The 25,609-nt window shown below is 45.4% G+C and carries 23 protein-coding genes and 1 other annotated feature; of the genes, 6 read left to right on the top strand and 17 right to left on the bottom strand.

Features of this window, described 5'->3' with window-relative positions; translation table 11 throughout:
- Positions 1-29 precede the first annotated feature (29 nt).
- Both FC07_RS04175 and FC07_RS04170 read right to left on the bottom strand, forming a co-directional pair.
- Complete coding sequence (locus FC07_RS04175) at positions 30-692, bottom strand: YibE/F family protein (RefSeq protein WP_057903872.1); 663 nt, start codon at positions 690-692, stop codon at positions 30-32.
- Positions 689-1,792 (bottom strand): YibE/F family protein, encoded by a 1,104-nt coding sequence (locus FC07_RS04170; RefSeq protein WP_057903871.1) that lies wholly within the window; start codon positions 1,790-1,792, stop codon positions 689-691. Before FC07_RS04170 ends, FC07_RS04175 begins: the two co-directional genes overlap by 4 nt.
- Before the next feature lie 107 nt (positions 1,793-1,899).
- On the opposite strand from FC07_RS04170, the gene FC07_RS04165 reads away from it, so the two are divergent.
- The 4 genes from FC07_RS04165 (at position 1,900) to FC07_RS04150 (ending at position 6,290) form a co-directional block, all read left to right on the top strand.
- Positions 1,900-2,418, top strand: a complete 519-nt coding sequence (locus FC07_RS04165) for a hypothetical protein (RefSeq protein WP_057903870.1) — start codon at positions 1,900-1,902, stop codon at positions 2,416-2,418.
- Positions 2,419-3,004: 586 nt separating this feature from the next.
- Positions 3,005-3,252, top strand: a binding site (T-box leader).
- A gap of 336 nt (positions 3,253-3,588) precedes the next feature.
- Positions 3,589-4,971 (top strand): branched-chain amino acid transport system II carrier protein, encoded by a 1,383-nt coding sequence (gene brnQ, locus FC07_RS04160; RefSeq protein ID WP_057903869.1) that lies wholly within the window; start codon positions 3,589-3,591, stop codon positions 4,969-4,971.
- Positions 4,972-5,194: 223 nt separating this feature from the next.
- Positions 5,195-5,680 (top strand): DUF5067 domain-containing protein, encoded by a 486-nt coding sequence (locus FC07_RS04155; RefSeq protein ID WP_057903868.1) that lies wholly within the window; start codon positions 5,195-5,197, stop codon positions 5,678-5,680.
- Between the two features lie 67 nt (positions 5,681-5,747).
- Positions 5,748-6,290: a DUF2179 domain-containing protein gene (locus tag FC07_RS04150; RefSeq protein WP_057903867.1), complete on the top strand. Its 543-nt coding sequence runs from the start codon at positions 5,748-5,750 to the stop codon at positions 6,288-6,290.
- 55 nt (positions 6,291-6,345) lie between these two features.
- On the opposite strand, the gene FC07_RS04145 is transcribed toward FC07_RS04150, so the two are convergent.
- Positions 6,346-6,831, bottom strand: a complete 486-nt coding sequence (locus FC07_RS04145; protein WP_057903866.1) for an AP2 domain-containing protein — start codon at positions 6,829-6,831, stop codon at positions 6,346-6,348.
- 431 nt (positions 6,832-7,262) lie between these two features.
- On the opposite strand from FC07_RS04145, the gene FC07_RS04140 reads away from it, so the two are divergent.
- Positions 7,263-7,934: an EAL domain-containing protein gene (locus FC07_RS04140; protein ID WP_057903865.1), complete on the top strand. Its 672-nt coding sequence runs from the start codon at positions 7,263-7,265 to the stop codon at positions 7,932-7,934.
- Positions 7,935-7,988: 54 nt separating this feature from the next.
- Here FC07_RS04140 and FC07_RS04135 read toward each other — a convergent pair whose 3' ends face one another.
- The 6 genes from FC07_RS04135 to FC07_RS04110 all read right to left on the bottom strand — a co-directional run bounded on the left by FC07_RS04135 (position 7,989) and on the right by FC07_RS04110 (position 13,877).
- On the bottom strand, positions 7,989-9,332 hold the full coding sequence (locus FC07_RS04135) for a PFL family protein (RefSeq protein WP_057903864.1): 1,344 nt from the start codon (positions 9,330-9,332) through the stop codon (positions 7,989-7,991).
- Between the two features lie 14 nt (positions 9,333-9,346).
- Positions 9,347-9,613, bottom strand: a complete 267-nt coding sequence (locus FC07_RS04130) for an ACT domain-containing protein (RefSeq protein WP_057903863.1) — start codon at positions 9,611-9,613, stop codon at positions 9,347-9,349.
- Between the two features lie 102 nt (positions 9,614-9,715).
- Entirely contained in the window at positions 9,716-10,696 is a 981-nt protein-coding gene (locus FC07_RS04125) for a ribose-phosphate diphosphokinase (RefSeq protein ID WP_057903862.1), read from the bottom strand.
- Positions 10,697-10,770: 74 nt separating this feature from the next.
- Positions 10,771-11,736 carry a Gfo/Idh/MocA family protein gene (locus FC07_RS04120; protein ID WP_057903861.1) on the bottom strand — a complete coding sequence of 322 codons (966 nt, stop codon included), beginning with the start codon at positions 11,734-11,736 and terminating at the stop codon, positions 10,771-10,773.
- A gap of 65 nt (positions 11,737-11,801) precedes the next feature.
- Positions 11,802-12,431 (bottom strand): LVIS_2131 family protein, encoded by a 630-nt coding sequence (locus FC07_RS04115; protein ID WP_057903860.1) that lies wholly within the window; start codon positions 12,429-12,431, stop codon positions 11,802-11,804.
- A gap of 66 nt (positions 12,432-12,497) precedes the next feature.
- On the bottom strand, positions 12,498-13,877 hold the full coding sequence (locus tag FC07_RS04110; protein WP_057903859.1) for an FAD-dependent oxidoreductase: 1,380 nt from the start codon (positions 13,875-13,877) through the stop codon (positions 12,498-12,500).
- Positions 13,878-14,088: 211 nt separating this feature from the next.
- Here FC07_RS04110 and FC07_RS04105 point away from each other — a divergent pair, with 211 nt between their 5' ends.
- Positions 14,089-14,760 (top strand): EAL domain-containing protein, encoded by a 672-nt coding sequence (locus FC07_RS04105; RefSeq protein ID WP_057903858.1) that lies wholly within the window; start codon positions 14,089-14,091, stop codon positions 14,758-14,760.
- Between the two features lie 79 nt (positions 14,761-14,839).
- Here FC07_RS04105 and FC07_RS04100 read toward each other — a convergent pair whose 3' ends face one another.
- The 8 genes from FC07_RS04100 to FC07_RS04065 form a co-directional block, all read right to left on the bottom strand.
- Positions 14,840-15,592 (bottom strand): ElyC/SanA/YdcF family protein, encoded by a 753-nt coding sequence (locus FC07_RS04100; protein ID WP_162255863.1) that lies wholly within the window; start codon positions 15,590-15,592, stop codon positions 14,840-14,842.
- 12 nt (positions 15,593-15,604) lie between these two features.
- Positions 15,605-15,979 carry an SMU1112c/YaeR family gloxylase I-like metalloprotein gene (gloA2, locus tag FC07_RS04095; protein WP_057903856.1) on the bottom strand — a complete coding sequence of 125 codons (375 nt, stop codon included), beginning with the start codon at positions 15,977-15,979 and terminating at the stop codon, positions 15,605-15,607.
- Positions 15,980-16,019: 40 nt separating this feature from the next.
- Entirely contained in the window at positions 16,020-17,324 is a 1,305-nt protein-coding gene (locus FC07_RS04090) for an ammonium transporter (protein ID WP_057903855.1), read from the bottom strand.
- 191 nt (positions 17,325-17,515) lie between these two features.
- Positions 17,516-18,724, bottom strand: a complete 1,209-nt coding sequence (locus tag FC07_RS04085; RefSeq protein ID WP_057903854.1) for an acetate/propionate family kinase — start codon at positions 18,722-18,724, stop codon at positions 17,516-17,518.
- A 199-nt stretch (positions 18,725-18,923) separates the two neighbouring features.
- Entirely contained in the window at positions 18,924-20,345 is a 1,422-nt protein-coding gene (locus FC07_RS04080) for a C69 family dipeptidase (RefSeq protein WP_057903853.1), read from the bottom strand.
- Positions 20,346-20,422: 77 nt separating this feature from the next.
- Entirely contained in the window at positions 20,423-23,194 is a 2,772-nt protein-coding gene (locus tag FC07_RS04075; protein WP_057903852.1) for a cation-translocating P-type ATPase, read from the bottom strand.
- Positions 23,195-23,298: 104 nt separating this feature from the next.
- Positions 23,299-23,493, bottom strand: a complete 195-nt coding sequence (locus tag FC07_RS04070) for a hypothetical protein (RefSeq protein WP_057903851.1) — start codon at positions 23,491-23,493, stop codon at positions 23,299-23,301.
- 427 nt (positions 23,494-23,920) lie between these two features.
- Positions 23,921-25,351, bottom strand: a complete 1,431-nt coding sequence (locus FC07_RS04065; protein WP_057903850.1) for a C69 family dipeptidase — start codon at positions 25,349-25,351, stop codon at positions 23,921-23,923.
- Positions 25,352-25,609: the final 258 nt, after the last annotated feature.

The following is a 25,609-nucleotide window of genomic DNA, read 5'->3' as shown; positions in this document are numbered from 1 at the left end:
TTGGTCCAAAATTGTGCGGTATGCCGATATTAAACCTCGTATGAATAATTCGGGTTTAATAGTTGCCCCAATGAATATTTTAAATCAACAAACCAAATAAATAAGCCTAGAAAACCACCGAAAAATCCGAAAAACAACGTGTTAAAGGTGGTCCCGATAATCTGTTTACCGATTGAGATACCTGCTTGAAACAGGCGCGTCGGTGCAATTTTGGGATGTTGGCGAATGATTTCAGCTAAGCCGGCACTAATGGCCATTGCTGCTTCGGCAATCGCCCCTAACGTGCTTAACACCGCCGTGACACTGGCCACTTGAACAAAAGAGACGCCAACCAATAATGACATCCCCTCTAGATCCTCACTGTCTTCACTGCCAAATCCCTGCACCCAACTCCAATGTTCGACTGGAATGATCAACAAAAGGAGGATCACTAAAATCAATAGTGAGGCCACAAAAGCCGTTTGCGTCGCAAGGACATCATCATCTCCTAAGAAAATCGTAAAGGCCAAAATAATCGTCCCTGAGATCAAGGTGATCAACACTGGCGGAAATTCGTAAGCCACTAACACTAATGTTAAGAAAAGAATGCCGAAGTTCAAGATGAGACTGGTAAAAGCTAAAGCGCCACGTTTCCCACCAACCAAGGTCATCGCAAGCAATAAGATCAAGGCTAATACTGTAATTGTACTCATGCTGCACCTTCCTTTTGTCGCGGTCGAATCCACAGACTCGTCAACCAACTGGCTAATGGCACGGCCAATACAATTCCGATCCCACTAATCAAGCTTTGCGTGACCCCTAGTGACATGTTCATGGAAAACGTATAGTGCCAGCTATTGCCATTGCGTAAGAATAAAACGGCAAGCGGAAATGTATCCGCAACAAAAATCAAGAACAGTACATTGATCAATGGCCCCATAATGGCCTGGCCCACTTTACGACCTGACTTAAAAAGCTGGCCGGTTGTAATGTTAGGCTGTTCTGTTTTAAGCTGAAATAACGTGGCCACAATATCCGTTGATTCATCCATCACGGCCCCTAAGGACCCTAAAATCGTTTCTGCAATAAAAAGTGGCCGCGGGGCAACCTGCGTGACATATTGAACGGATTCAAAATAAAGACCACGGTGATTGGTCAGTTGCAACACCAACAAGCTGATCAAAATTGCCACCAGGGTGCCGCTTAAAGTCGTTGCCAAGGTAATCCCCATTTGCCGACCCCACCCTAAAACAAGCCATAAGGTCAACGTGGCAAAAATAACCGTTAACACGCTGAAAATTACCAAAAAGTGATTGCTGTGCCATAATAGATCGAGCTTGATCGCCAACAAGAAAAGCACTAAATTCATCACCACACTAAGAAAGGCAATTAGCCCCGTCCAGTGCATGGTAAGCACCAATAAACTGAGTGCTAGCCACAGTAATAAAACAATGCTTGTATCGCGCTTCAAACCTTGAATGGCAGCACTTTTGCCATGTAAGTTCAAGAGTACTTGTTGCCCTGTATGATACGGTTGATCATAGGCATTCGATTGGGAGTATGTATTGGTTGCGTGAAGTGTTTTTCCTTGTCGTTTGCCATTTAAAAGCCGTAATGTCACACGCTGGGTCGTTGCTCGATCTTGATTGTTAAATTGATCCTTTTCTTTTGTGGTTTGCAACTGCTTCACCTGTGTCACCACAGCAACTGGGGTGTGGTAAAGCCGTGCATTGTGTGCCACGCCAAACACCACGAAGCCGCCGCCAATGATCACGACTAATGTTAGCCACCAACGTTGCCACCATTGTTTCATTATTATCATCTCATTTTTTAAATTTAAACCGAAGTTGATCATTCATGTTGCTGGCGTGATCGTTTACGTCCGCCAGAATGGACAACTAACGTGAAGGAGACACTGCAATGCTTGCCATTGGTCAACTGACATCTGACTATCAATTACCCACTTACACCCAACCGTGCTCTAAACTAACCTGGCGCGCTTATTATCCTACTATTCGGACAGCACAACAACCGCAGACTAATGCACCTTTACCAAAATATAATTTCCCTTTGATTTTATGGTTGGCGCTAACACCAAAACAATTATCCAGCGCGCAACAACTAGCAGATCACGGAACGATTGTATTTGGGCTGCAACAACAACCTGACTGGCCAGCCTCACAATTGGCACGGCAGGCCTTACTGAGTTTAGATTGCTACGGACAATCTCGTCAACTGAACAGTTTGCCCTTATTACAACATACGGATCTGACAAAAATTGGCTGCTGCGGACTTGGAACTGCCGGCACAGCTGCTTGCGATTTACAACATCGTTCCCACTTCATTCAGACTGCAAGTCGGGTCATAGCTGCTGATCTAGCTACACCAACTCACCTGATCCAGGCTTTCCAAACGCTTTTGACAGCAGACCGACACTAGCAAAAAAGCGTGTCTTGCTGACTAACATCTCACACGGGAAGAAGATATTAGCCAGCAAGGCACGCCTTTTTGATCAATTAAACGACTCAAACCTAATCTAAGTATTAATAACAATGGTCTTTGAATTAACGCTAACCAATCGCTATTATTCTCATCAATTATTAATGTTTTTATCATTATAACGGTCTCTCTAAAAAATAGCAAGCCTTCATTTCAAAATTTTAGTCCCTTGATAGCCTCAAAGCCGTTTTTGACGACGCGCCCACACCACACAAAAAACCGTAACAAGCTGTTACGGCCTCGTAAACGGTTCGGCAAGGTTAAAATTTTAATTAACCGTTTTGATTGAATATTGCTTAAACCCCCAAGTTTGGTTAAAGCTTTCATTCATTCTTTATTTTACCGGTTTAATCACCGACTGTCCTCATGCCAAAGTTGTATTTTTATTTTTTAAACGCAATAAGATCCCCCTAGACACATGAAAATAGCTGTCCTTTAATTAAAAAGTGGCCTTAAAAATTTAAAATTCAGAGTTGACAAATCCTGTTAGATGCTTTAGATTAAAGTCACATTATAAATTGATGAACAAAACGCTGTGATAAGAAAAGTAGATCATGTGCGATGAGCAAAGCGAGCGTCGATTGGTGAAAGGGCGTCAAATCAAACATCATTGAAAATCATCTTTGAGCGATGAATGCGAAATTTGAGCGTTCATTGGGTGCTCCCATTATAGAGCTAGAGTATTCGAAAGTAAGTCTTTCACGTACTTGAAAAGGTTGTTATTGTGAAATAACAACAAATGAAGGTGGTATCACGTTAACTAACGTCCTGATTTGAGCAAAGCTCAAATTTGGGCGTTTTTTTGTTTTTAACGCTGATTGGATCAGATCGCGACTGATTCGCACCTTGATTAACGATTCCGGAGTCGTTAGTCCCATCAATTTACAAAAATCAGGAGTTTCCACATTTCCGACACGGGAGATTTTTGGAAATCCTCCACATGGGATTTGTAAGTACCCATTATGATACTTACAAAATAGTCATTAGAGACTTTAGACTTTAGGAGGTGCCATGTTTCCACCGTGACGACTTTCGTCCGATGGAATGGCCATCCTCCGAAATGAGATTTTGCGAACGCAAAATAGTCAACAGACTTTAGGAGGTCACATTATGAATGAACTAAAACCGGAACGTCATCTTACAAAACGCGAATATCTTGTGGTCAGTTCGATGCTCTTTGCCCTTTTCTTTGGGGCTGGCAACCTGATCTTCCCATTACACTTAGGTCAACTGGCTGGCAGTCACTGGTTACCTGCTGCTTTAGGCTTTTTAGTCACCGGAGTCCTTTTACCGTTACTGTCTGTTTTAGCCATCAGTATCACCCATTCTGAAGGGGTTTATGATATTGGTCGGCCACTAGGGCCTGTTTTCGCTTTGGCCTTTATGATCTTGATCCATGGTACCATCGGCCCCTTATTTGGGACCCCACGGACGGCGACAGTGTCTTATACCGTTGGTTTAGCACCATTGGTTCCTGCTAAGTTTCAAACGTTAGGCCTGCTATTATTCTCTGCCGTTTTCTTCGGCCTTGCCTTTTTATTCTCATTAGAACAAAACAAAATTGTTTCAAACGTTGGGAAATTATTAAATCCTGTATTCTTGATCTTATTGGCCTTGGTTTTCTTCTTAGCCTTTAGCAGTCCCATGGGGCATTTAGCCACACAACATGCGACAAAGGCGTATCAAACAGGCGCCTTTACCAATGGTTTCTTACAAGGTTACAACACCATGGATGCTTTGGCTGGTTTGGCCTTTGGGGTCACCGTTGTCACGGCTGTCCGTTCCTTAGGCAAACGGCGTGAAAATGCGGTTGCTATGGTCACAGCTCGTGCTGGCGTCTTATCAATGGGCTTGGTTGCTGTCATCTATTTAGCCTTGATCTTAGTCGGGGCCATGTCTTTAGGTAAATTCAACCTTTCTGCAAATGGCGGCGTTGCCTTTAATCAAATCGTCAATTACTACTTAGGCGCAGCTGGTCAAGCCATCTTAGCTGTTTTGATCTCCGTTACTTGCTTAACCACAGCCATCGGATTAGTCGCTGCCTTTGCCCAAGACTTCCACAAACATTTTCCAAAGGTCAGCTATCGGACTTGGTTATTATTAACCACCTTGGCTTCTTTCTTAACCGCTAACGTTGGTTTAAATCAAATCATCGCTTGGTCAACACCAATGCTCATGTTCTTATACCCATTGGCGATGGTTTTGATCCTATTATCCGTTTTTTCACCATTATTCAAGCGCGACAGCTTAGTTTACTTATTCACCGTTGTTTTCACCGTTGTACCAGCTGTTTTCGACATGGTCGCTGCTTTCCCGGCTGTTGTCAGTCAAAGTAGTTTCGGTCGGGCCATGACGGGTTTCCAACAAGCCTACTTGCCACTTGAAAAATACGGCCTTGATTGGCTGGTACCTGCCTTAGTTGGGGCTGCTTTAGGGCTTGGCGCCCACTTGCTAAAAGCGCAACGGGCAGCGGCTGCTAACCACGCCAACTAAGCCAAGTTTGATTGAAGACGTCCTCAAGCGATTGAGGACGTCTTTTTGATTGGCAATTGACGGCATTTTCGTTATGCTAGAGATAATGACACCACACCATTCAAGTAAATTTTGGAGCCATGTGTCCTGCGGTGCGACTTGACGCCACAAGACTGGACAACCAGCGGAAATAGGACCTTTGCGATAGCAAAGATACATTAGAGGATTTAGGAGGTGCCTTTTTATGAAAAAATGGAGTTTTATGTTCGTTTTTATTGGCGCATTATTGGGGTTAACGGCTTGCCAGCACACAACGGAAAAAGCGTCACATCCGGCAAGCTCAACCACTAATGTCTCAGATCAGGCCGCTCATCAAACGGTGAATTGGCAGTTTGGCACGTTTAAAGTGACGCAGCTTAAAGCCGAGATCGACGCTGATGAAACCAATGAAGTCAGCGTTGAATTTGATTGGCAAAACACCACGAATCAAGCAAAAAGTTTTGCCGATCAGGCAGTGATCACAGTGAGCCAAAACGGTGAACAATTAGCCGTTTTAGAACGGGATGACGATTTAACTGAAGCCATCCAGCCACAGGCCACCGATGATTTGGAAACCACCTTCCGGCTTAAAAAGACTGATCAACCGTTAACCGTTAAGATCAGTACACGTTCTGAGCCGCAAAAAACGCAACACACCCAATTAAAATTAACGCCAACCACGGATGATTAGCAGTCCCACAGCCGCGTGACAAGCCCTTGCGGAACATGTGATCACACCACATTAGGGGGGAATCTGTATGGCAATCAAATTCAACTTGCTCTTTTTAATTTTTGGGATCAACGTCCTTTATCTCACCATTAATACGTTACGCTTACTTTTTCAAGCAAAAGGTTTGATTTGGGTGGCGCCGGTTTGTGGTGCTTTGGAAATCATACTCTATACGCTAGGGCTACATTACGTTTTAAATAGTTTATCGAATCCCTGGTATTTACTGGCTTACGCCATTGGTTTTGGGGTAGGGATCGCACTTGGCATGCTGATCGACCGCTTATTGGCCATTGGCTACAAAATCGTTCAGATCATTGTCCCGCCGTCTGAAAGTACTGCAGATCAACAAAATCTAGTAGAATTGCTCCGCCATCAAGGCTTTGGTGTGACTGAATTCAACGGTACCGGCCGCGATGGGCAACGACTGATTTTAGAAGTCCTGGTGCCACGTCGACAAGAAAACATCGTGTATGAAACCGTATTGGCCTTTAACGCGAAGGCCTTTATGATCTCACTGGATCCCACTTATTTCCATGGTGGTTTCTGGGTAAAACGCCATCCACGACGCTAAAAAAGAAGCTCAACCCGCTCCCCCAGCGGACTGACCTTCTTTTTTTAGCTTAAATTTACGCATTCATAGCGTCATGATGATGATCACTGGCAACCAAATATTGTCGTTCGGCGCGTTTTCGTGCACTCACAGCCGATTCGAAATCCGGAAAGCTTTTCAGCAAAACATAGTGATGATCGACCATCAGCCGTGCAAACCAACGCTGCTTGCGCTGATCGTATGACACCCCGATTACCCCACTGCGATTGCGTTTACTGCGATGAATCGAAGCAAACTCAACCTGCTGCGGATTAACCAAGTTTTCCCGGCGTCCAATATTTTTCTGAAACGCAGGATTTTGACGACTGGCGATTTGTTGCTGCGCTCGCCGTAAACAACCACAACTTTTAACGCGACCGTGACGAAGTGAATAGCCATCCACTGTTACTAAATTCCCACAGTCACATTGACATAACCAATGAATATTTTGATTGCGCGTCCGCTTTGCAGCACGGCGTAAAACAGTCAAACGACCAAATCTTTGATTTTGCATATTGTACATCAATGTAACCCCCTTCTTAATTTCGATAAATTTAATATAGCATATATTGAGATATTCTATTTTTAAAAACACGTCATTAGCGGGGCTGGACGCCTATCTTATGAGGATAGTTCTATTTTAGTAAATATTCCATTATAATATTGAGACAATTTTTAAAAGATTATATTTGCCACTTTCTGTTTCATGTGAAACAGCTTAAAACCTCAAAAATCACATGACTGAGTCTAAAATTTGTGTTCGAATGCGCTTTAATAAATTAAGATTTGAAAATAATTAATAAACATGAAAATAATATGGTATAATTTGCTTATAATCTAATTGAATTTAATTTTGCTCAACTTTAATCAACGTGTTGATTAAAGATACGACCCGTGCTTGAGAGAGACAAGCTAGGGTCGTTTTTTATTTTTTAGAAAGGAAGTGAGCAACTGATGCTGCGTTACTTTGGCCAAGCTAAATTTACAGACAACCAACAAAAAATTGGTTACGAACTTTTTCTCAGAGCGTATCAAGCGGGACACTGGGTGTTCCCGAAAAATTTCCAACAAATTTCAGCGCTAACCGTTGAAAAATTAGCAAAAGAAACCTTAGCGGCTTTTCCGCCCGATACGCAAATTGTTTCCGTAAACTTCGATCAAAATCAGTTTGTTGACTTCCGCTATTTACAGGCCATTATTCGAATCAGCCGCTTATACCAGCAACACCACATTCGCTTGATCATTGAACTCACTGAACGTCATTACGCGACTGTCACGAAAACTGCCTTGCAGCAAGCCGCCGAAATTTACGCCCAGGCCAACGTTTCCTTGTGCCTCGACGATGTGAGTACTGCGGATAATAATCAAACAATGGCTGACATCTTGGATCGTTACGTGGTGCAATATAAATTTGCTTTACAAAACTTCGCACCAAATGCCGTTTTCAGCACGGATATTAAACCAAGTCTCAGCTATTGGCGCCAGCGGGCCCAAACCCAGCACAAAGTTTTTGCTGTTGAAGGCTTTGAGTCTGCCCAAGATTTAAAACAGATCAAACCGTATCACGCCGATATTTTACAAGGGTTCTACTTTGCAAAACCGAACCTGTTGTCCTTACCAGCTTAAACAGTAACCGCAAAAAAGCCCGTCATCAACCGATGATGGGCTTTTTGAACCGTACTAGTTTTTAAACGAATGAATCGGGGCCGGGATATGGCCACCACGCGCGACAAAGTCGGTCGAAGCCGCTGGATTAACTTTCATCACTGGCGCACCACCTAGTAACCCGCCATATTCGACCCAATCACCAACTTTTTTACCCGTTGCAGGCAGTACCCGCACCGCAGTGGTTTTATTGTTGATCATGCCAATCGCAGCTTCATCTGCGATCATTGCGCTGATCGTCGCTGCAGGCGTTTCACCTGGAATCGGAATCATATCCAACCCCACCGAACAAACAGCCGTCATGGCTTCAAGCTTTTCAAGATTTAAGGCACCGCTTTGGGCACCGGCAATCATCCCTTCATCCTCAGAAACTGGGATAAACGCCCCAGACAAGCCGCCGACTTGATTGCAGGCCATCACACCGCCTTTTTTAACGGCATCGTTTAACAAGGCTAAGGCTGCGGTTGTGCCATGGGTCCCCACTTGTTCCAGACCCATTTCTTCTAAAATACGGGCCACAGAATCACCAACAGCCGGTGTTGGCGCTAACGAAAGGTCCACAATACCAAATGGTAACCCTAACCGCTCACTGGCAATTTGGCCCACTAATTGGCCCACACGGGTGATTTTAAAGGCTGTCCGTTTTACAGTTTCAGCCACCACGTCAAAGGGTTCGCCCTTAACCTTTTCCAAAGCGCGCTTCACAACGCCAGGGCCACTGACCCCGACATTGATGACGCAATCGGCTTCACCGACACCGTGAAAAGCCCCAGCCATAAATGGATTATCTTCAACTGCGTTACAAAAGACCACCAGTTTAGCCGGACCCATTTCAGACAGTTCAGCAGCTTTTTTAACGGTTTCACCTAATTCAGCCACTGCATCCATGTTGATGCCTGTCTTACTGGAGCCCACGTTGACTGACGCACAAACCCGTTCTGTTTTGGCCAGTGCTTCCGGAATCGAAGCGATTAAATTGCGATCGCCCTTTTGATAACCTTTTTGCACCAATGCGGTAAAACCGCCAATGAAATTCACATCTACCGCTTCTGCGGCCCGTTCCAGGGTTTCAGCATAAGGCACGTAATTATCAGTGTCGCTGGCTGCCGCAATGATGCTGATTGGCGTGACTGAGATCCGTTTATGAATAATGGGAATCCCATATTCAGATTCAATGGCTTTTGCAACCGGCACTAACTGCGCCGCTGTTGTTGTGATCTTGTGATAAATTTTATCGCAAGCCCGCTGCACGTCAGTATCAATACAGTCTAATAAGGAAATTCCCAGCGTGATCGTCCGAATATCAAGGTGCTCATCGTCGATCATCCGAATGGTTTCACTAATTTGATTGGTTTCCACGTTCAGTCCCCCTCTTAAATATCGTGCATGGCGGTAAAAATATCTTCCCGCTGAATTCGAATTTGAACGCCTAATGTGGTCCCCGTTGTTTGTAACGCTGAACGAATGCCGTCAAAATCACTTTTATCTGGTACTGAAACCATCATCATCATGGTAAAGTTGCCTTGCATAATGGTTTGGCTCACATCCACAATATTGATATTCAACTCGGCTAACTTCTGACTCACTGCGGCGATGATTCCGATCTTATCTTGACCAATTACTGTGACAACTGCGCGCAATAGGCTCACAACCTTCCTTTGATTACTTTTTTTAACATCATTTTATAATCACTAGCGTAACAAAAAAAGAGGCACAACGGAACCTCTTTTCAGAAATAAACTTTAATCGGTACTTTTATCAGCGTGGGTTTTAAATAAAACATCAACTGGTTGGTTGTTATGGATCAACTGAATGGCTTGCCCAATCAAATCGCCAACTGATAAGACAGTTAACTTATCGAAACGTTTGTCAGCAGGAATTTGAATGGAATCTGTGACGATCACACCTTTTAAATCAGACGCTTGTAAATGTTCTGTGGCATGATCTGAGAAAACAGCGTGGGTCGCAGCGGCGTAGACATCACCTGCACCCGCCCGTTTCAAAGCAGCAACCGATGTGGTGACCCGATGCCCGGTGTCGATCATATCATCGACAACAATGGCCGTTTTGCCCTTCACGTCCCCAATGATATTCAGGTGCTCTGCTTTTTCTGTTTCCGAATAACGCCGGTCAATGATCGCAATTGGCGCGCCATTTAACAACGTGCCCATGGTCCGTGCCCGCGCAACACTACTGTGATCTGGCGATACAATGACAATATCCTTGATCTGATTTTCTAAGAAATAGTCTGCTAAAAGTGGTGCTGCCCGTAAATGATCCACCGGAATATCAAAGAATCCTTGGATCTGTGCCGCATGTAGGTCTAATGCGATCACACGGGTTGCGCCTGCCATTTCCAACATATCTGCAACCAATTTCGCTGTGATCGGTTCCCGAGCCCGCGCTTTTCGATCTGCTCGTGAATACCCGTAATAAGGAATCACAACATTGATGATTTTGGCACTTGCACGCCGCAAGGCATCGATCATGATCATTAATTCCATTAAGTTTTTGTTAATGGGATCCGAAACAGATTGAATGATGAAAACTTCATCGCCACGTAAACTTTCTTCAACGCTGATCTGAATTTCACCATCACTAAACTGGTTCACGACAACTTGACTCAATGGTACCCCAACCGCTTCCGAAATCTTATCCGCCAAGGGTTGGTTCGCACTCAAGGTGATCAGTCTTAATTTTGGGTCTAAATTATGTTCTGTCATTTGTTCCTCCGCCTATTTGACTTTATCAATGATCCTACCAAAATAGTAAGCATTTTTAGCTGCAAAAGCAAGCGCTATCGAGTGTTTTCCCCCATTTCACGCTGATAAAATTCGGCGATGATTTGTGTTGCTGCTAAGGTACGCTGCGGGGTCATCACAGGACTGGTTAACCGACCTGCTGCAATACACGCTGCGGCATGTTCGATTTCATAAGTAAATTCACTTTGCATTGGAAAAGTTAAATATTGCACTGAACCATCATTTAAATGAACTTCACCGATACCACTTTTCCAAAAATCGGGCAACCATAAATAACCTTTCGTCCCATACAAAACCAGCTCGCTTGGTAAGGTTATTTGGCAAGTGATCAAAATCTGGATCAACGCCGTTGGACTTTTAAGAAGTGCTGCTGCGCTGTGGTCACTTTGACCAGGTGCGGCCTGGTGTTGGGTACTCACCAACTGAACCGATTGATCCAATAACGTTTGGATCACTTCAATGGGATACGCCGCACTACCGCGAAAGGCCCCACCGCCAACTGTCACATCATCAAACCACGGAATTCGTTGGGCGCCATCGTGACCGATTTGGCTGCGAATCGACTGTATCTCACCTAAAATGCCTTGTTGGATCAGTTGTTGGGCTTTTTGGATCACCGGTAAGAAAACGGCCTTTTGTGCTTCCATTAAAAAGCAGTGGTGTTGCTGGGCTAAAGCAAATAATGATTCAGCCGCTGCCACCGTTAACGTAAACGGTTTTTCCAGCAAGACGTGCTTGCCGTTTTCCAAAGCCAGTTTAGCCCCTGCAAAATGTTCCCGATTGCGTAGCGGGATATAAATCAGATCGACCTCAGGTGCTGCCACCAATGTTTGATAATCTGGATAAACGTGGGCAATCTGGTGCGCCGCAGCAAAAGCTTGCGCGCGTTGCACATCTCGTGCAGCAACACCGACCACTTCAATGGCTTGCTGACTGGCACGGACGCCTGCCACAAACCGCGGGGCAATACTCGCCACCCCCATGATGCCAATTCGTAACATGATCAAAGCCTCTTTCCTATAAAATAAGCGGCTGTTCAAGCGCGCTTGAACAGCCGCTAAAAGCCTTATTTAGCAGGTGTTATATAGATAACAGATGAATTCTGGACTCGGATAATTGAAAATGATGTTGCTTGACGACCGGCACGTAAGCCTAAGCCATTCATGATAGTTGATTTGTAAGTGGCCTTCATGGTCGCCACATAAGATTGCTCTGTTTTCTGATCATATTGTGCTAGCTTTTGACGTTGCCAAGGGTACTTCGCAGCGTCTAAATTAATTGCATGTGGGCCAGCCGAAACAGTGGCATGGCGACTGTTATTTTGATAACGCGCTCCTTTGACCCAGTAAGTATAGTATTGGATCGGTTCTTTCCCATTCCCATTGACCACTTTCACATCATAAAATTTGCCTTTGATCGACGACATGACCAGCGGTTCATATTGATACGACACACGTACTTCATTCTTGTTGTGCATCGAGACATTACGGAAAAACGTCGCATACGCTGCAAACCATAAGCCTAATACCGTGATGACCACGAAACAACCTGACAGTAAAAAGCTGGCCCCGTTAAAGCCTTTTTGACCGGCGATGATCCGTTTTAACCGCCGTACACGGATATTATGAAATGTGAAAAGCATAAAGCCTAGGACAATGATCCAAAGTCCAATGCCTAAAAAGTTAATTGCTGCCAAAATGTTCCCCCCATTTGTCCAGAACGACTATTGTCATGATGTATCTCAATTCTACAACAATCACACTCAATTGCCACCCTTTTTCCAAGGGGTAGTGCCGGCTTGTTTTTCTTGTTGTTGGGCCAATTGTGCCACCTGGTTCAGATAATTAAATGGTTCATCAAAATTTGGTTGAAAGAGCATATCCACAAACGCTAGCTCATCAATGGTATTCTGATTTTGAATACAAACAGACAAGGTATTTGCCGATTGCGCCACTTCATGTTTACTAAAGAATTGGGCGCCTAAAATCTGGCGATTGCTCCGATCATAGACCAATACAATGGTTAAGGGTGCTGTGCTGGGCATGTAAGCCGGTCGATAATCCCCTTGCCAAGTCACCGTGCCGGCCTGAAAGCCAAACGCCTTTGCTTGCGCATACGTCAGCCCCGTACTAGCCAGCGTGTGGTCAAAGATCATCATTGCTGTGGTCCCTTGAGTACCCATGTTCTTTTGCTTGGGACCAAATAAATTAGTTGCAGCTAACCGGCCTTGCCGTACGGCCGCTGAAGCAACCGGAAGATAAACATTGCGGTGTGCAGGATTCAAATAGCTGGCGCAAGCATCCCCGGCAGCAAAGATATGCGAATCCGACGTTTGCATGTAATCATTGACGAGCAAAGCGCCTTGCGGATTCATCTTCACCTGACCGTATAACAGATCGGTATTCGGCACAAAGCCTGTGCAGACGATCACCAAATCGGTTGGGTACGTTTTCGCCCCTACTTCTACCAGCAGTGCATTTGTGGTGTCATCACGGGAAAAGCCAGTCACCCGTTCATTTAAATGCACTTGGACCCCATGAGCCGCTAATTGCTGGGCCACCTGTGCCGCTAAAGGTGCATCGACATAGGTATCCAATATTTGCGCGGGACTTTGGATCAGGCAAACGTCATGCTGGGTGCGGGCATAACTTTCAGCCAATTCCACACCGACATAACCCCCGCCAACAATGGTGATCCGGTGATGGTTTTGAGCCGTTTGATAGATTTTTTTGGCTTGTAAATAGTTTTTACACAACAAGACTTGCTCATCTTCGATCCCAAATAATGGTGGCACCACCACGTAAGAGCCGGTTGCCATGATCAGCCGGTCATAAGTATCGTGCAAAACAGCCCCTGTTTCAAGATTTTGACACAGTAACGTCTGATTCTTGTGATCCACTTTTAAAACGTCATGCCGTAAACGAACTGTTGCCCCTAATTTTTCCAAATCGGCTGCTTTAGCGTAAAACATATCTTCTAAATGCTGCACATCACCGTTTAAATACAATGAAATGCCACATGATAAAAACGAAATATTATCATTGCGTTCGTAAACGGTCACCTCAGTGTCTGGATGCGCCGTCAACAATTGTTGTACGGCTGCTGTCCCAGCATGCGTACAACCAATAACGACCACTTTCATTTAAAAATCCCCTAAATTTCAACATTTTAGTATTTGACTGGTAACGAACCAGGCAAACACACGATTGCTTTCATTATACCTGAGATTGGAAAATACTTCTGACTCTTTCGGCAAATTTACTTGCGCTAGCCTACCTAAAATAGGTAAAGTAGACATAGCATATCGATTATTTAAAAGACGCAGTTTCGATGGCGGACGGGGGCCCATAATCATGTATCGCTTTTTTATTCAACCACAACTCAATAAAGTCAAAGGCAGTCTCATTGGCTATGAACTGTTGTTGAAACAGAAAACAGCAACTGGCTGGCGACCACCACACCACTTTACGGCAATCACCCCAGCTGAACTCAGTACGTTGTTGCTTAAAACCACACAAGTTCTTTCTTTAAAGATTCCATCTTTAGCCATTAATCTCAACCGTAAACAGCTGATCGACCCGGCCATCAATCAAGCTCTGATCAAAGTACAAGCGTCATTACGGCCGATTAAGCTAAACGTTGAACTAACAGAACAGGCAACTGAACCACCTATCACGAACCGTGAGATTTTGCCGTTTATTACCGACTTTACAGACATGGGGATGAAGTTCGTACTAGATGACGTTGGTTCCGGTTTAAATCAATACGAATCCGTACAACCCTTATTACCTTATGTTTCGGAGGTAAAATTTGCATTACAAAATTTCCGGCACGCACAACGCGAAGCAGAAATTGCCCCGCAATTGCAGTTTTGGCAACGGCTTGCCCAAAACACCCACAAACGTCTGATCATTGAAGGCATTGAATCGGCAGCCGATGACCAAATGGCAGACAACTTAGGAATCGCACTACGCCAAGGCTATTTTTACGGGAAGCCGCGACTGCTAAAAATCGCTGGCGACTAAACTAAAAAGCGCCAGCCTAACATTTCTCAAAATGCTGGCTGGTGCTATGCTGAAGAACCCGATCGCAGAGTTCTTTTTGTTAGCGTTGAATTTGTGCGGCTAACTGATAGTGCTGTTGTAGCGCCGCCGCTGCTTGTAAAACAGGAACCGGCACCTTAACGTGAGGGATAAAGCCAGCACCGTTTGGCCCATAGCCTTGAGGTGTGTCCTGCAGCCGCTGGATCTCGCCGACTGCCAAAGCCAGCAAATAAGGCTGTGACCACCACTGCGCCGCACTTGCTGGTACGGTTTTAAGTGCCGGTGTTAGGGTTCGAAATTGCGGCAGCTCAGGATTAACGCTATAAAACTGTGTCGTCAGCGGCCAATTTTCAACAAATGTCAGCCAGGTTCGGCGCTGTAAAAACGGATCTTGCAGTAATGCCACGCGCTTAGCTGACAGCTGATAACGTTGGACGACTTGCCAAGCAAAACGGGCATTTTCCCCCGTGTTGCGGGATAACCGTTCATAATAGATCGGTTGTTGCAAGCCTTGTCGAGCCAACACCATGCCGTTCAGGCCTGCCTCGCTTACGCCGCGGGTGCTTTGTGCCAATGGCAATAAATCAGCGTGTTGCAGCTGATCTACTAAATGTTGGGTTGCATGACCGTGACCACCGACTAACAACAATGGACAGTGTTGCTTTTGCGCCACCTCACCAGCTAATAAGGTTAAGCTTGGTAAACTGTTACCCGCTAAAATCACCAGGTCTGGTTGAAAAGTAGCTAACGTGGTGGTTTCAGAATGCGCCAAATAAGCGAGTAATTGATTCAGGGCAACTGCTGGATTCATCATCATCAGCGCCACCTATTCATGAAATTCCAACGGCAACCCACCTGGCGCCTGACAAAACGTCATAGCTTCACCGGTGAACGCGTCGTGTCGAATCGGCTCACAGTCAACGCCAACAGCAGCTAATGTTGCAACAACTGCCGCAACATCAGGAACTTGAAATGCCAAATGACGCAGGCCTTGCGCTTCCGGATAACTTAGCCGTTGTGGGGCATCTGGCTTCACAAATATTTCCAGTGTGACAGTTCCTGAGCGTAAATTCAGCAGCCGATCCGTGGCCCGCTGGTGATCTGCAACAACCTGAAATCCTAGCTTTTCAACGTAAAATGTATAGGCAGCCTGATAATCTGGTACAATCAGCGCAATGTGGTGACAAGTGGTTAACTTCATTTCATTCACCTTCTCAACTTAATAACGCTATTTTAGCACATTAAGGTTGACGGTTTTTCTGACGTAATGCGGCCATCTGTCCTTTAAACTCATCTTCATAACGCTGAAAATCAGGATTTAGCTTCACGGTATCATCCACTGCCTCCCCATGCTCTCCTAAGTCCAGACCGACCCGCTCTTCTCGTGCATCGACACGCATCTTAACCACCCGTCGTAACAGCAAAACAATGATGCTTCCCCCAATCGCGACAAACAGTATCGTGGCAAAGGTGCCCAACAACTGGACCCCGAACAAATGCCAACCACCACCATAAAATAAACCGTTGGTGGTAACCGCTGAATTCACTGACTTGGTGGCGAAAAGGCCGGTGGCGATACTGCCAACGATTCCACTGACGCCGTGACAGCCAAAGGCATCTAACGGATCGTCCACCCCTAGCTTCGGCTTGAGATAATTCACAAATAAATAACTGACCAGCGTCCCTAAAATACCGATCCAAAAGGCACCGGCCGGGGTCACAAAGCCGGCTGCTGGGGTGATGGCCACCAACCCGCACAATGCGCCAGTACAAACTCCTACCAGCGTTGGCTTACCTTCAACATGCATGTCTAACGTCATCCAAGTAATCATGGCGCTAGCCGTGGCAACGGTAGTGGTTAGGGCCGCTTGGACTGCAATTTCATCGGCTGCCAACGCACTGCCGGCATTAAACCCATACCAGCCGATCCACAAAATTGCGGTGCCTAACAGCACCCAAGGCAAATTGTAGTGTTCTGTTTTATGGCCATAGTTCACCCGTTTGCCTAAGAAAATCGATAAGATCAATGCGGTAATGCCGGCATTAATGTGGACCACCGTCCCGCCTGCAAAATCCAACGTCCCGATTTTAGCCAGTAACCCATTGGGACTCCAAACCAAATGAACCATGGGATAATAAATGAAAATTGACCATAAAATAATGAACCACAATAAGAATTTAAAACGTAACCGACCTACGATTGCACCAATGAAAAGTGCCGGTGTAATAATGGCAAACATCATTTGGAAAATCAAATAAAGGCCCGTCGGAATTTTCGTTGCAGTAAGCTTGGTTAAATCAATCCCATTTAGGAGCACATGATGCACCGTACCGATCACACCGCCAAGATCCCCGTTAAAGCACAATTCATAACCAAAGATCACCCATAGTAAAATCGCGATCCCTGTAATGAAAAAGACAGATAGCATGGTGTTGACCACATTGCGCCGTGAGACCAAACCGCCATAAAAAAATGCTAAACCTGGTGTCATAAATAGCACTAACACTGTTGCAAAGATCATAAAACCTGTATTGGCTGCACTCATTTGACTTCCCCCATTCTTTGATGTCATAAATTATAACATCAAAATTTGGAAATAGTTAAAAAAGGCAGCTCGATTACAAAATAATTCATTTTTTGTAACGTTTCATGTGAGCTTAGCCGTTTCAAAAGAAAGCGTTTTTGCGTACTAAAAAAATCCGAGTCAGTATCGACTCGGATTTTTGGAGCGTTGAATTAAGCTTGTAACGCTGGATCCCGATGACCTAAACGCATAATATCACGGACGATCATTAATTCTTCATTGGTTGGTACAACTAATGACGTGACAGCAGCATTTGCTGGGCTGATAATTTGTTCTTTACCACGAACATGATTTAATTCAGGATCGACTTGCACCCCGAAATAAGCCAATTGGTCCGCAATATTTTGCCGCAAGTCGATGCCATTTTCACCACTACCAGCAGTGAAGACTAACGCATCTAAACCGTTCATCGTCGCGACGTAAGAACCCACATATTTAACGACCCGGTTTACAAAAATATCAAGGGCTTGTTTGGCTAACGGATTCGTCGGTGCTGCCTTTTCTAGATCACGTTGATCAGGTGATAATTCTGACAAGCCTAATAAACCAGATTTATGGTTTAAAATATCGACCATTTCAGCCATTGTGGCACCTTTCTTTTCAGCCAAGAAGGCCACTAATGACGCATCAATATCGCCAGAACGGGTGCCCATGGTGATCCCTGCTAATGGGGTAAAGCCCATTGATGTATCAACGGCCTGACCATGATTAAAGGCGGTGATCGAAGCACCACTGCCTAAATGTAAGGTAATCAATTTCAAATCTGCCAATGGCCGGTTTAAAATTTCAGCAGCCCGTGCTGACACGTAACGGTGGCTGGTACCGTGCGCACCATATTTCCGAGCGCCATACTTTTCGTAGTATTCATAAGGAATACTGTACAAGAAGTTTTCTTTCGGCATTGCTGCGAATAAAGAGGTGTCGAAAACGGCAACTTGTAAGACCCGTGGCAATAAACGTTGGAAGACCCGAATGTAGTACGCTTGGGTTGGGTTATGTAATGGTGCATATTGTGCCAAATCTTCAATTTGACTGAGGGTTTCTTCTGTAATGATCACAGAATCTTTAAACTGTTCCCCACCGGCAACGACCCGATGGCCGATCCCAACAATATCTTCAAAATGATCAATGATTCCAAGATCTTTTAATTGTTCTAATAACAAAGTGGCTGCCAAGTCATGGGTTTTAATGTCCCGCGTTAACTTGAAGACTTGACCATCACCATATTTAGCCGTAAAGACAGAATCTGCTAAGCCTAAACGGTCGATCATCCCGTGAGCAATAACCTGCTCAGCGGGCATTTCAAATAATTTCCATTTTAATGTTGAACTACCGGCATTGATCGCCAAAACTTTTACCATGAGTATCCCTCAATTCATCAGGTTCTAAGAACCCCAAAATTAACAATTATAAATCCATTTTAACGAAGTTAAGCGTTTTTTTCAAACGCTTTCATATGTTCTCATTAAAACATTAGTTTTTCCTTCGTCAACCGCCGCCATAAAGGCGATTTTGCAAAAAAAAAAACCGTCCCATTGAGACGGTTGTCGTTGCGATCAATTAAAGATTAATGTCCATATTAAAGGTTAATTCGGATAAGTTAATGCCTTGCATGATCAAGTCGCCGATCAAGGCTTCTGTGCGTTGGCGCATCTCTGCTACCATGGCGTAGTTTTGTTGGGTCAAGAATTCAGTTAACGCAGCGCCACTCAGTGTTTTTGCTTTTTCATCCGTTGCCGCGATCAACCGCCGTTGTGCTTCTTGAGCCGCTTTTAAGTAATCCAAGTCGGCCTGAGCAAATTGATTGTAGTGGCTTTCCACTAACATGGACAAGGTCCGATACTGCCAATAAGCACTTTCCCGGTCCCATTTAACAGGGGTCGTCCGGTAACTTGGATCGGTATCCGTGGCGTTGGCGAAGAATGGCACGTATGGCGTAAAGCTTGGGTAACCGATGGCCAGCCACATGATCGCTGCTTGTGCTGCTGGTACATCGTTGCGGAATTGCAACACGTGGGAGTTTTGAGTCCGATTTAAACCAATTGGCCGGTAACGGCGTTTATCGGCTTCGCTGCCATTGCCCAATGGATCAAATGGCGTTTCATTGTAATGTGAGCCTAAAATATATTCAATGTCTTCCACACTGATCTTGTGGTTGGTCCGACAAATAAAAGGCAATTCGCTGCTTTCTGGATCCTGTTCAATTTCTGGATTGAAGTAACGTTGGCCAAACCAAACCCGTGGGGTGTTATAATGGCGGTCTTTTTCGTTACTGGTTCCGAAAATATGCCGGAAATTCCAACCTTGTTGGTCAGGGTTTAAATGATGTGCCGTGACGTAATCTTGAATCCCATCCGCCCACATAAAGTTAGCCGTATCCGTAAAGTCGACTTGTTGGATAGCCACTTGGTTGGCGGTGATCACGTAAGCATCATCTGGGATCCGTTGGGCCACCCATAAATGACCGGTGACAATTTCCATGTACCAAACATCATCTGCATCGCTGAACAGCACGCTGTTACCTGCTGGCGAACCGTATTGCTTGATCAATTGGCCTAAACGCGTTACCCCTTCACGGGCAGAATGAATGTAAGGTAAGACCATTTGAACGATACAATCTTCATCTAAGCCATCAACGACCAATGGGTCATAAGCCAATGATTTTTCATTACCATAGGTGCTTTCAGTGGCACTCATCGCAACGTTACTTTCATTAAAGCCACTTTCGTCATAGACGCCTTCTTTTTCAAGTTCCACATTTGGCACTGCTTGAAAACGTTGGGCACCTGCTGGTGTCGTCGCCTTAAAACCATTTAAATAAGAAGTCACCGTTTGGGGCGCTGTTACGGCGGGCCGCATTAAAAAGCGCTGTGGTGTTAGTGGTAAAAACGTATCGTCATTACGTGCAATCATGGTTGAGCCGTCTAAACTCGCTTTTTTCCCAACCAAAATTGAAGTACAGGCCTTTTCGACCTTTGACATAGTATAACTCCCTTTCCTAAGGTACCTTAATCAATAACGTCTAGTGTACTGCTTTTTACCACTGGCGTAAACGCAGACTACCACCATTCAATTCGAAAAATTTCTTTTAAACCTGACAGTAAAAAGGTCGGCAACGCCGGTAACAGAAAGACCGCCAGATAAAGCCCACTTGACAGTGGTCGCGTGCCCATTAGCGTGTTGCAAAACGGCACTAAGGTCACTGTTACGGAGGCGATGCCTGCAAATAAGACCATTGCCACTAAATAACGATTTTGAAACGGGTTACGGCGGAAAAGACTGCGCTGACTACGCGCATCAAAAACATGCCATAACTGACCAAACACCAGCGTGAGAAAGGCGACTGTTTGCGCCTCAGCCGTGCTTAACCCGGCCTGCGCAGCCCAGAGAAAGGCGCCAAATACCATGCCACCCATCACACCGCCACGAATCAGCACCCGACTTAACAAATGATCCGCCAAAATCGACTGTTGTACATTACGCGGCGGCACCTGCATTAACGCCTGTTCAGGTTGATCATAACCTAACGCCAATGATGGCAGCGAATCGCTGATCATATTGACCCACAGTACCATAATTGTGGTTAACGTCGGTGTCATCGCAGACACATGCCCGATTGGCTGGGTAATCAAGAAAGTGGTCAACAGCAAGGCCAGTACTTCGGCCACATTGGTGGTTAATTCTTGCCGCATGAAGTTTTTAATATTGGCAAAGATCCGCCGACCAGCTGCCACTGAATGTTCAATGGTGGTAAATTGATCATCTAATAAAATCAAATCGGCGGCGTCCTTGGTGACTTCAGTCCCGTTGATGCCCATGGCAATTCCAATGTCTGCACTGCGCAAAGCTGGTGCATCATTGACGCCATCCCCGGTCATCGCCACCACTTCTTGTTGGGCCTGCATGGCCTGCACGATCCGTTGTTTATGCTGCGGCGTGACCCGCGCATAAACACAAGTTTCCTGTACCAATGACGTTAATTCAGCGTCTGTGGCCGCTTCTAATGCTGGGCCGGTGATCACCGGTGCCGTTGGTGTGTCAATAATGCCTAATTGATAAGCAATTGCCTGGGCAGTGGTGGCATGGTCGCCGGTGATCATCACAACTTTGACGCCAGCTTGTTTTAAGATGGCCACCGAAGCTTTCACTTCTGGGCGCGGTGGATCGATAATGCCTAAAATCCCCAGCAACGTGAGCTGCTGTTCTAAGTCAGCTGGGTCCCCATTAAGGGCCGCTTCAGCGGTTAACGGTCGTTGCGCCACGGCCAAGGTACGTAAGGCTTGTTGCCCATAATTGGCAATTTGCTGGGTCAAGGTTGCTTTAACGGCCGCCATTGGTTTTTGTTGATCAGGCTGCCATTGCACGTGATCTGCGCGCTCTAACAACACATCGGGGGCGCCTTTGGTGAGCAGCCAATATTGCTGGTGATGACGCACCACGGTACTCATCATTTTACGGGTACTATCAAATGGCAACACCCGACAAATTTCAAAATCCTGCTGCAACGCTGCTTGATTGTAACCGGCTTTTTCCCCTAGTACCATTAACGCAATATCAGTGGGGTTGCCAAATGGCTGCCAACGTTGCGCTGTATCTTGTTGCAAACTAGCACCATTATTCAACACAGCGCTTTGCATTAAGGCTTGATAAGCCGCCGGATCAGTTACGCCAGTCGTCGCTTCAAGCTCACCAACTGGGTCATAGCCATTGCCTTCAACGGTATACGTTTGCCCATTTGCCCAAAAATGGGTCACCGTCATTTCATTTTTCGTCAGCGTACCCGTTTTATCGGAGGCCACAATTGTTGTAGCGCCTAAGGTCTCAACACTATTTAAAGCCTTGATCAACCCTTTTTGTTGCGCTAATAGGCGCGCCCCAATGGTCAACACAATGGAGAGCACCACTGGTAGCGCATCAGGAATTGCCGCCACAGCTAAAGCAATGGCGCCTGAAATATTCGCCATTAACCCCGTTAGCGTCAGCTGCCCTGTGGTCAACCATTCTTTACCAAGGTCGTAGCTTAAGGACAACACCACGACACCTAAGGCGACCAGCATCAGTTGGCGGGTCAGCCGCGCCACTGTTTGTTCGATTGGCGTTGGCTTCGGTTGCGCAGCTTGTAGCATCTGCGCAATTTGGCCTAACTCAGTAGCCATCCCAGTTGCCGTTACTACCCCTAGCCCACTGCCGTTGGTAACACTGGAACCTGCAAAGCCCATATTGGTGCGCTCTGCCAACGTTGTCTCATCAGCTAACGCCGCCACTGTTTTGGCAACTGGTTCACTTTCCCCTGTTAAATGCGATTCGTTGAGCTGTAGCTCATGCACCGCCAACCAACGTAGATCGCCTTCAATAAAGTCGCCTAACTTCACTTCCACAATATCACCAGGCACTAACGCCTCGGCCGCAATTTTTTGCCAATTGCCGTCCCGTAATACACTGACTTGGTGTGCGGCTAAGCTTTGTAACGCCGCCAGCGACCGCCGCGCTTTGGCACCTTGCCAATACGTTAAGCCCGCATTGATCATAATCACTGCGAAAATCACACCAGCTTCGGCTAAGCCGCCAAAACCGTGTTTTGTATCTTGTAAAACCCATAAATCATAGCTTGCACTAAGCAGTGCCAGTCCCACAGCGATCCATAAAATAATCACCAACGGTTCCTTTAAACTCTTTACAAAAATCAGCCAAGCCGACTGCGTTTGATCCACGTTTAACTGATTCGGGCCTTTTTCGCGTAACCGCGCTTCCGCGGTCTGTTTGGTCAGGCCATCATGACGGGATGTGGCCAGCTCGGTTAAAACAGCTTGCTCCGTTTGATCGTAAAACATAGCGGTCACCTCTTTCTCGCAAATCACAAAGTCCATTCACTTTATTATTTCAAAGAGGTCGCAAAACGGTCAATCAATATACAAGTCAAAAACGTCAATGCCGCCTATTGGACCAGCGCCGTTTTTGATTGACGAAAATGATCATAAAATTCAAGGGCAAAGCTACTGATCACACTGATTCCCAGTAAGACAAACAGTAAAGTTGAAAAAGCAGCTGGCCGGTAAAGCAATAGGCCTAATAGTAATAAGACGAGGTATTCCATAACGGTTTCACCCCAGAAAAGACATTTTTGTAACATCCTAATCACCTGCTTTGAGATTGATTTGGTACCTAAACGATAAAAGTTAGTTTACTACTGTCGAAACTAACTATCAATACTTTTTTCAAAAAATCGGTCGTAGGTCGTAAAATGAGTGGGCCATAATGCGGTTAGCCTTCGAGTATTAGCCAAAAATAGAGTAGAACTCTGAATTTTGAGTTCTACTCTATTTTGTAGCTAAAGGTCGCAGGCTGCATTATGGCGCACGTTAGAGGCCGATTTTATTCCTTTTTCAGATGCCATGTTTCTGGCGTGATGGTTTTCGTCCGCCAGAATGGCCATCCTCCGAAATAAAATTTTGCGTTAGCAAAATCTAACTCTAGAGATTTTAGGAGGTAATTCAAAATCGGCCGGGTGCGGTGCGCAAACCAAAATAAGTAATTATGGCCCGGCCTCGCAAACGAACTTATAAATTAGGATCCATTTTAAAGGTTAACTGGGACAATTCTGTACTGGCCGTTAGTAATTGGAAAACCAATGCCTGCGTCCGTTTTAAATAGTGTTGGGCAATCTCATGATTTTGCGTCGTTAGATAATCTGTTAACGCAGTCCCACTTAACGTGGCGGCTTTTTGATCAACAGCCGCAATTTTACGCCGGGCCCATTCGCTTAATTCTTTTTGATAATCCAAATCATCTTGAATAAAGTCTGCGTAATGGGCTTCGACTGTGGCGGCCAACGCTTCGTACAACCAATAAGCACTGTCAAACGTCATGGTTTCAGGCAATTCACGGTAACTCACGTCCGTATCATTGGCATTGGTGAAAAATGGCACGTGGGGGCAGAAGCTTGGCACACCAAAGCCCAGCCACTGAACAGCGGCACCGCCACCTTTTGTGGCGGGACGCATTTGTAAAATATGGGAATTGGCTGTGCGGGATAACGAAATTGCCCGGTAAATTTTTTTGTCGTGTTCAGTCCCACGGCCTAATGGATCGTATTTTGTTTCATTATAATGAGACTTTAAAATGTATTGAATATCTTCCACACTAATTTTACGGTTGGCCTTGCGAATAAAAGGCAATTCGGCAGACTCCGGATCCTGTTCAATTTCCGGATTCAAATAGCGTTGCGCAAACCAAACTCGTGGCGTATTGTAATGGTGATCTTTTTCAGTATCCGTGCCAAAAATATGGCGGAAATTCCAGCCGTCAGGATCAGGGTTTAAATCATGTGCCGCAACGAATTCTTGAATCCCGTCTGCCCACATAAAGTGCTCTGGGTCGTTAAAATCGATCTCCTGAATCGCAATTTGGTTGGCCGCAACGGCGTAGCAATCATCTGGGATCCGTACTGCAACCCACTGATGCCCAGTGACAATTTCCATGTACCACACTTCGTTTTGATCATTAAATTGAACGCCATTTCCTTCAGCGGAACCATACTGTTTCACCAATTCGCCTAAATAACGAACCCCGTCTCGTGCTGAATCAATAAATGGCAAGACTAAGGTGGTCATCGAATCTTCGGCTAACCCATTTTCAACTAACGGATCATACGCCAGCACCCGTTCATTAGCGTAAACACTTTCAGTGGCACTTTCACCCACGTTTTTTTCATTGAAACCATCTTCTTCATTAGGGCCCGCACTTTGATCGCCATTTGGGGTTGATGTGTAGCGGTAGCCGTTGGCAGGCAGCGGTACGGTTAACCCGTTATAAGGGGATTTGTAAGTTTCTTGGCGCCCTGAAACAGCTGGTTGGACCAGAAACCGTTTGGGATGGATCGCCAATAAACGATCTTCATTACGTGAAATATAAGTCGCACCGTCTAAAGAAGCGGTTTTTCCGACCATCATAGATGTACAAGCTGAAAGCTCAATGCGGTCTGTTGTCATGTTGTCAGCCTCCGTTATCATTTTTAAGATTACGTCTATTTTACCGAGTTCCAGTCAAGAAAACCAGTGATACCGCTAGCATCCACGGTTGTGATCAGCTGATACAGCATGGCGCACTAATGCCAAGGCCCTAAAAAGTAGTTGCGCTACACTTCAAATAAGATTTTAATGAGAGCGTTTTAATAGCCTTGCATTTTGTAAGCCAGATTGGCAAAATAGAACCAAATTTCAATCCAGCAAATTTTAACAGAGGGTGTT

It is taken from the genome of Loigolactobacillus bifermentans DSM 20003 (genome assembly GCF_001434575.1).
In the GTDB taxonomy this organism is placed as follows: domain Bacteria; phylum Bacillota; class Bacilli; order Lactobacillales; family Lactobacillaceae; genus Loigolactobacillus; species Loigolactobacillus bifermentans.
Note: the sequence above shows the minus strand (reverse complement) of the source record. Positions and strands in the feature narration are given on the sequence as shown.

What these genes read in the sequence shown, in the direction of transcription:
- FC07_RS04175 (WP_057903872.1), bottom strand. Translation starts at nt 692, where the DNA reads ATGAGTACAATTACAGTATTAGCCTTGATCTTATTGCTTGCGATGACC.
- FC07_RS04170 (WP_057903871.1), bottom strand. Translation starts at nt 1,792, where the DNA reads ATGAAACAATGGTGGCAACGTTGGTGGCTAACATTAGTCGTGATCATT.
- FC07_RS04165 (WP_057903870.1), top strand. Translation starts at nt 1,900, where the DNA reads ATGCTTGCCATTGGTCAACTGACATCTGACTATCAATTACCCACTTAC.
- brnQ (WP_057903869.1), top strand. Translation starts at nt 3,589, where the DNA reads ATGAATGAACTAAAACCGGAACGTCATCTTACAAAACGCGAATATCTT.
- FC07_RS04155 (WP_057903868.1), top strand. Translation starts at nt 5,195, where the DNA reads ATGAAAAAATGGAGTTTTATGTTCGTTTTTATTGGCGCATTATTGGGG.
- FC07_RS04150 (WP_057903867.1), top strand. Translation starts at nt 5,748, where the DNA reads ATGGCAATCAAATTCAACTTGCTCTTTTTAATTTTTGGGATCAACGTC.
- FC07_RS04145 (WP_057903866.1), bottom strand. Translation starts at nt 6,831, where the DNA reads ATGTACAATATGCAAAATCAAAGATTTGGTCGTTTGACTGTTTTACGC.
- FC07_RS04140 (WP_057903865.1), top strand. Translation starts at nt 7,263, where the DNA reads ATGCTGCGTTACTTTGGCCAAGCTAAATTTACAGACAACCAACAAAAA.
- FC07_RS04125 (WP_057903862.1), bottom strand. Translation starts at nt 10,696, where the DNA reads ATGACAGAACATAATTTAGACCCAAAATTAAGACTGATCACCTTGAGT.
- FC07_RS04120 (WP_057903861.1), bottom strand. Translation starts at nt 11,736, where the DNA reads ATGTTACGAATTGGCATCATGGGGGTGGCGAGTATTGCCCCGCGGTTT.
- FC07_RS04110 (WP_057903859.1), bottom strand. Translation starts at nt 13,877, where the DNA reads ATGAAAGTGGTCGTTATTGGTTGTACGCATGCTGGGACAGCAGCCGTA.
- FC07_RS04105 (WP_057903858.1), top strand. Translation starts at nt 14,089, where the DNA reads ATGTATCGCTTTTTTATTCAACCACAACTCAATAAAGTCAAAGGCAGT.
- FC07_RS04100 (WP_162255863.1), bottom strand. Translation starts at nt 15,592, where the DNA reads ATGATGAATCCAGCAGTTGCCCTGAATCAATTACTCGCTTATTTGGCG.
- gloA2 (WP_057903856.1), bottom strand. Translation starts at nt 15,979, where the DNA reads ATGAAGTTAACCACTTGTCACCACATTGCGCTGATTGTACCAGATTAT.
- FC07_RS04090 (WP_057903855.1), bottom strand. Translation starts at nt 17,324, where the DNA reads ATGAGTGCAGCCAATACAGGTTTTATGATCTTTGCAACAGTGTTAGTG.
- FC07_RS04085 (WP_057903854.1), bottom strand. Translation starts at nt 18,724, where the DNA reads ATGGTAAAAGTTTTGGCGATCAATGCCGGTAGTTCAACATTAAAATGG.
- FC07_RS04080 (WP_057903853.1), bottom strand. Translation starts at nt 20,345, where the DNA reads ATGTCAAAGGTCGAAAAGGCCTGTACTTCAATTTTGGTTGGGAAAAAA.
- FC07_RS04075 (WP_057903852.1), bottom strand. Translation starts at nt 23,194, where the DNA reads ATGTTTTACGATCAAACGGAGCAAGCTGTTTTAACCGAGCTGGCCACA.
- FC07_RS04070 (WP_057903851.1), bottom strand. Translation starts at nt 23,493, where the DNA reads ATGTTACAAAAATGTCTTTTCTGGGGTGAAACCGTTATGGAATACCTC.
- FC07_RS04065 (WP_057903850.1), bottom strand. Translation starts at nt 25,351, where the DNA reads ATGACAACAGACCGCATTGAGCTTTCAGCTTGTACATCTATGATGGTC.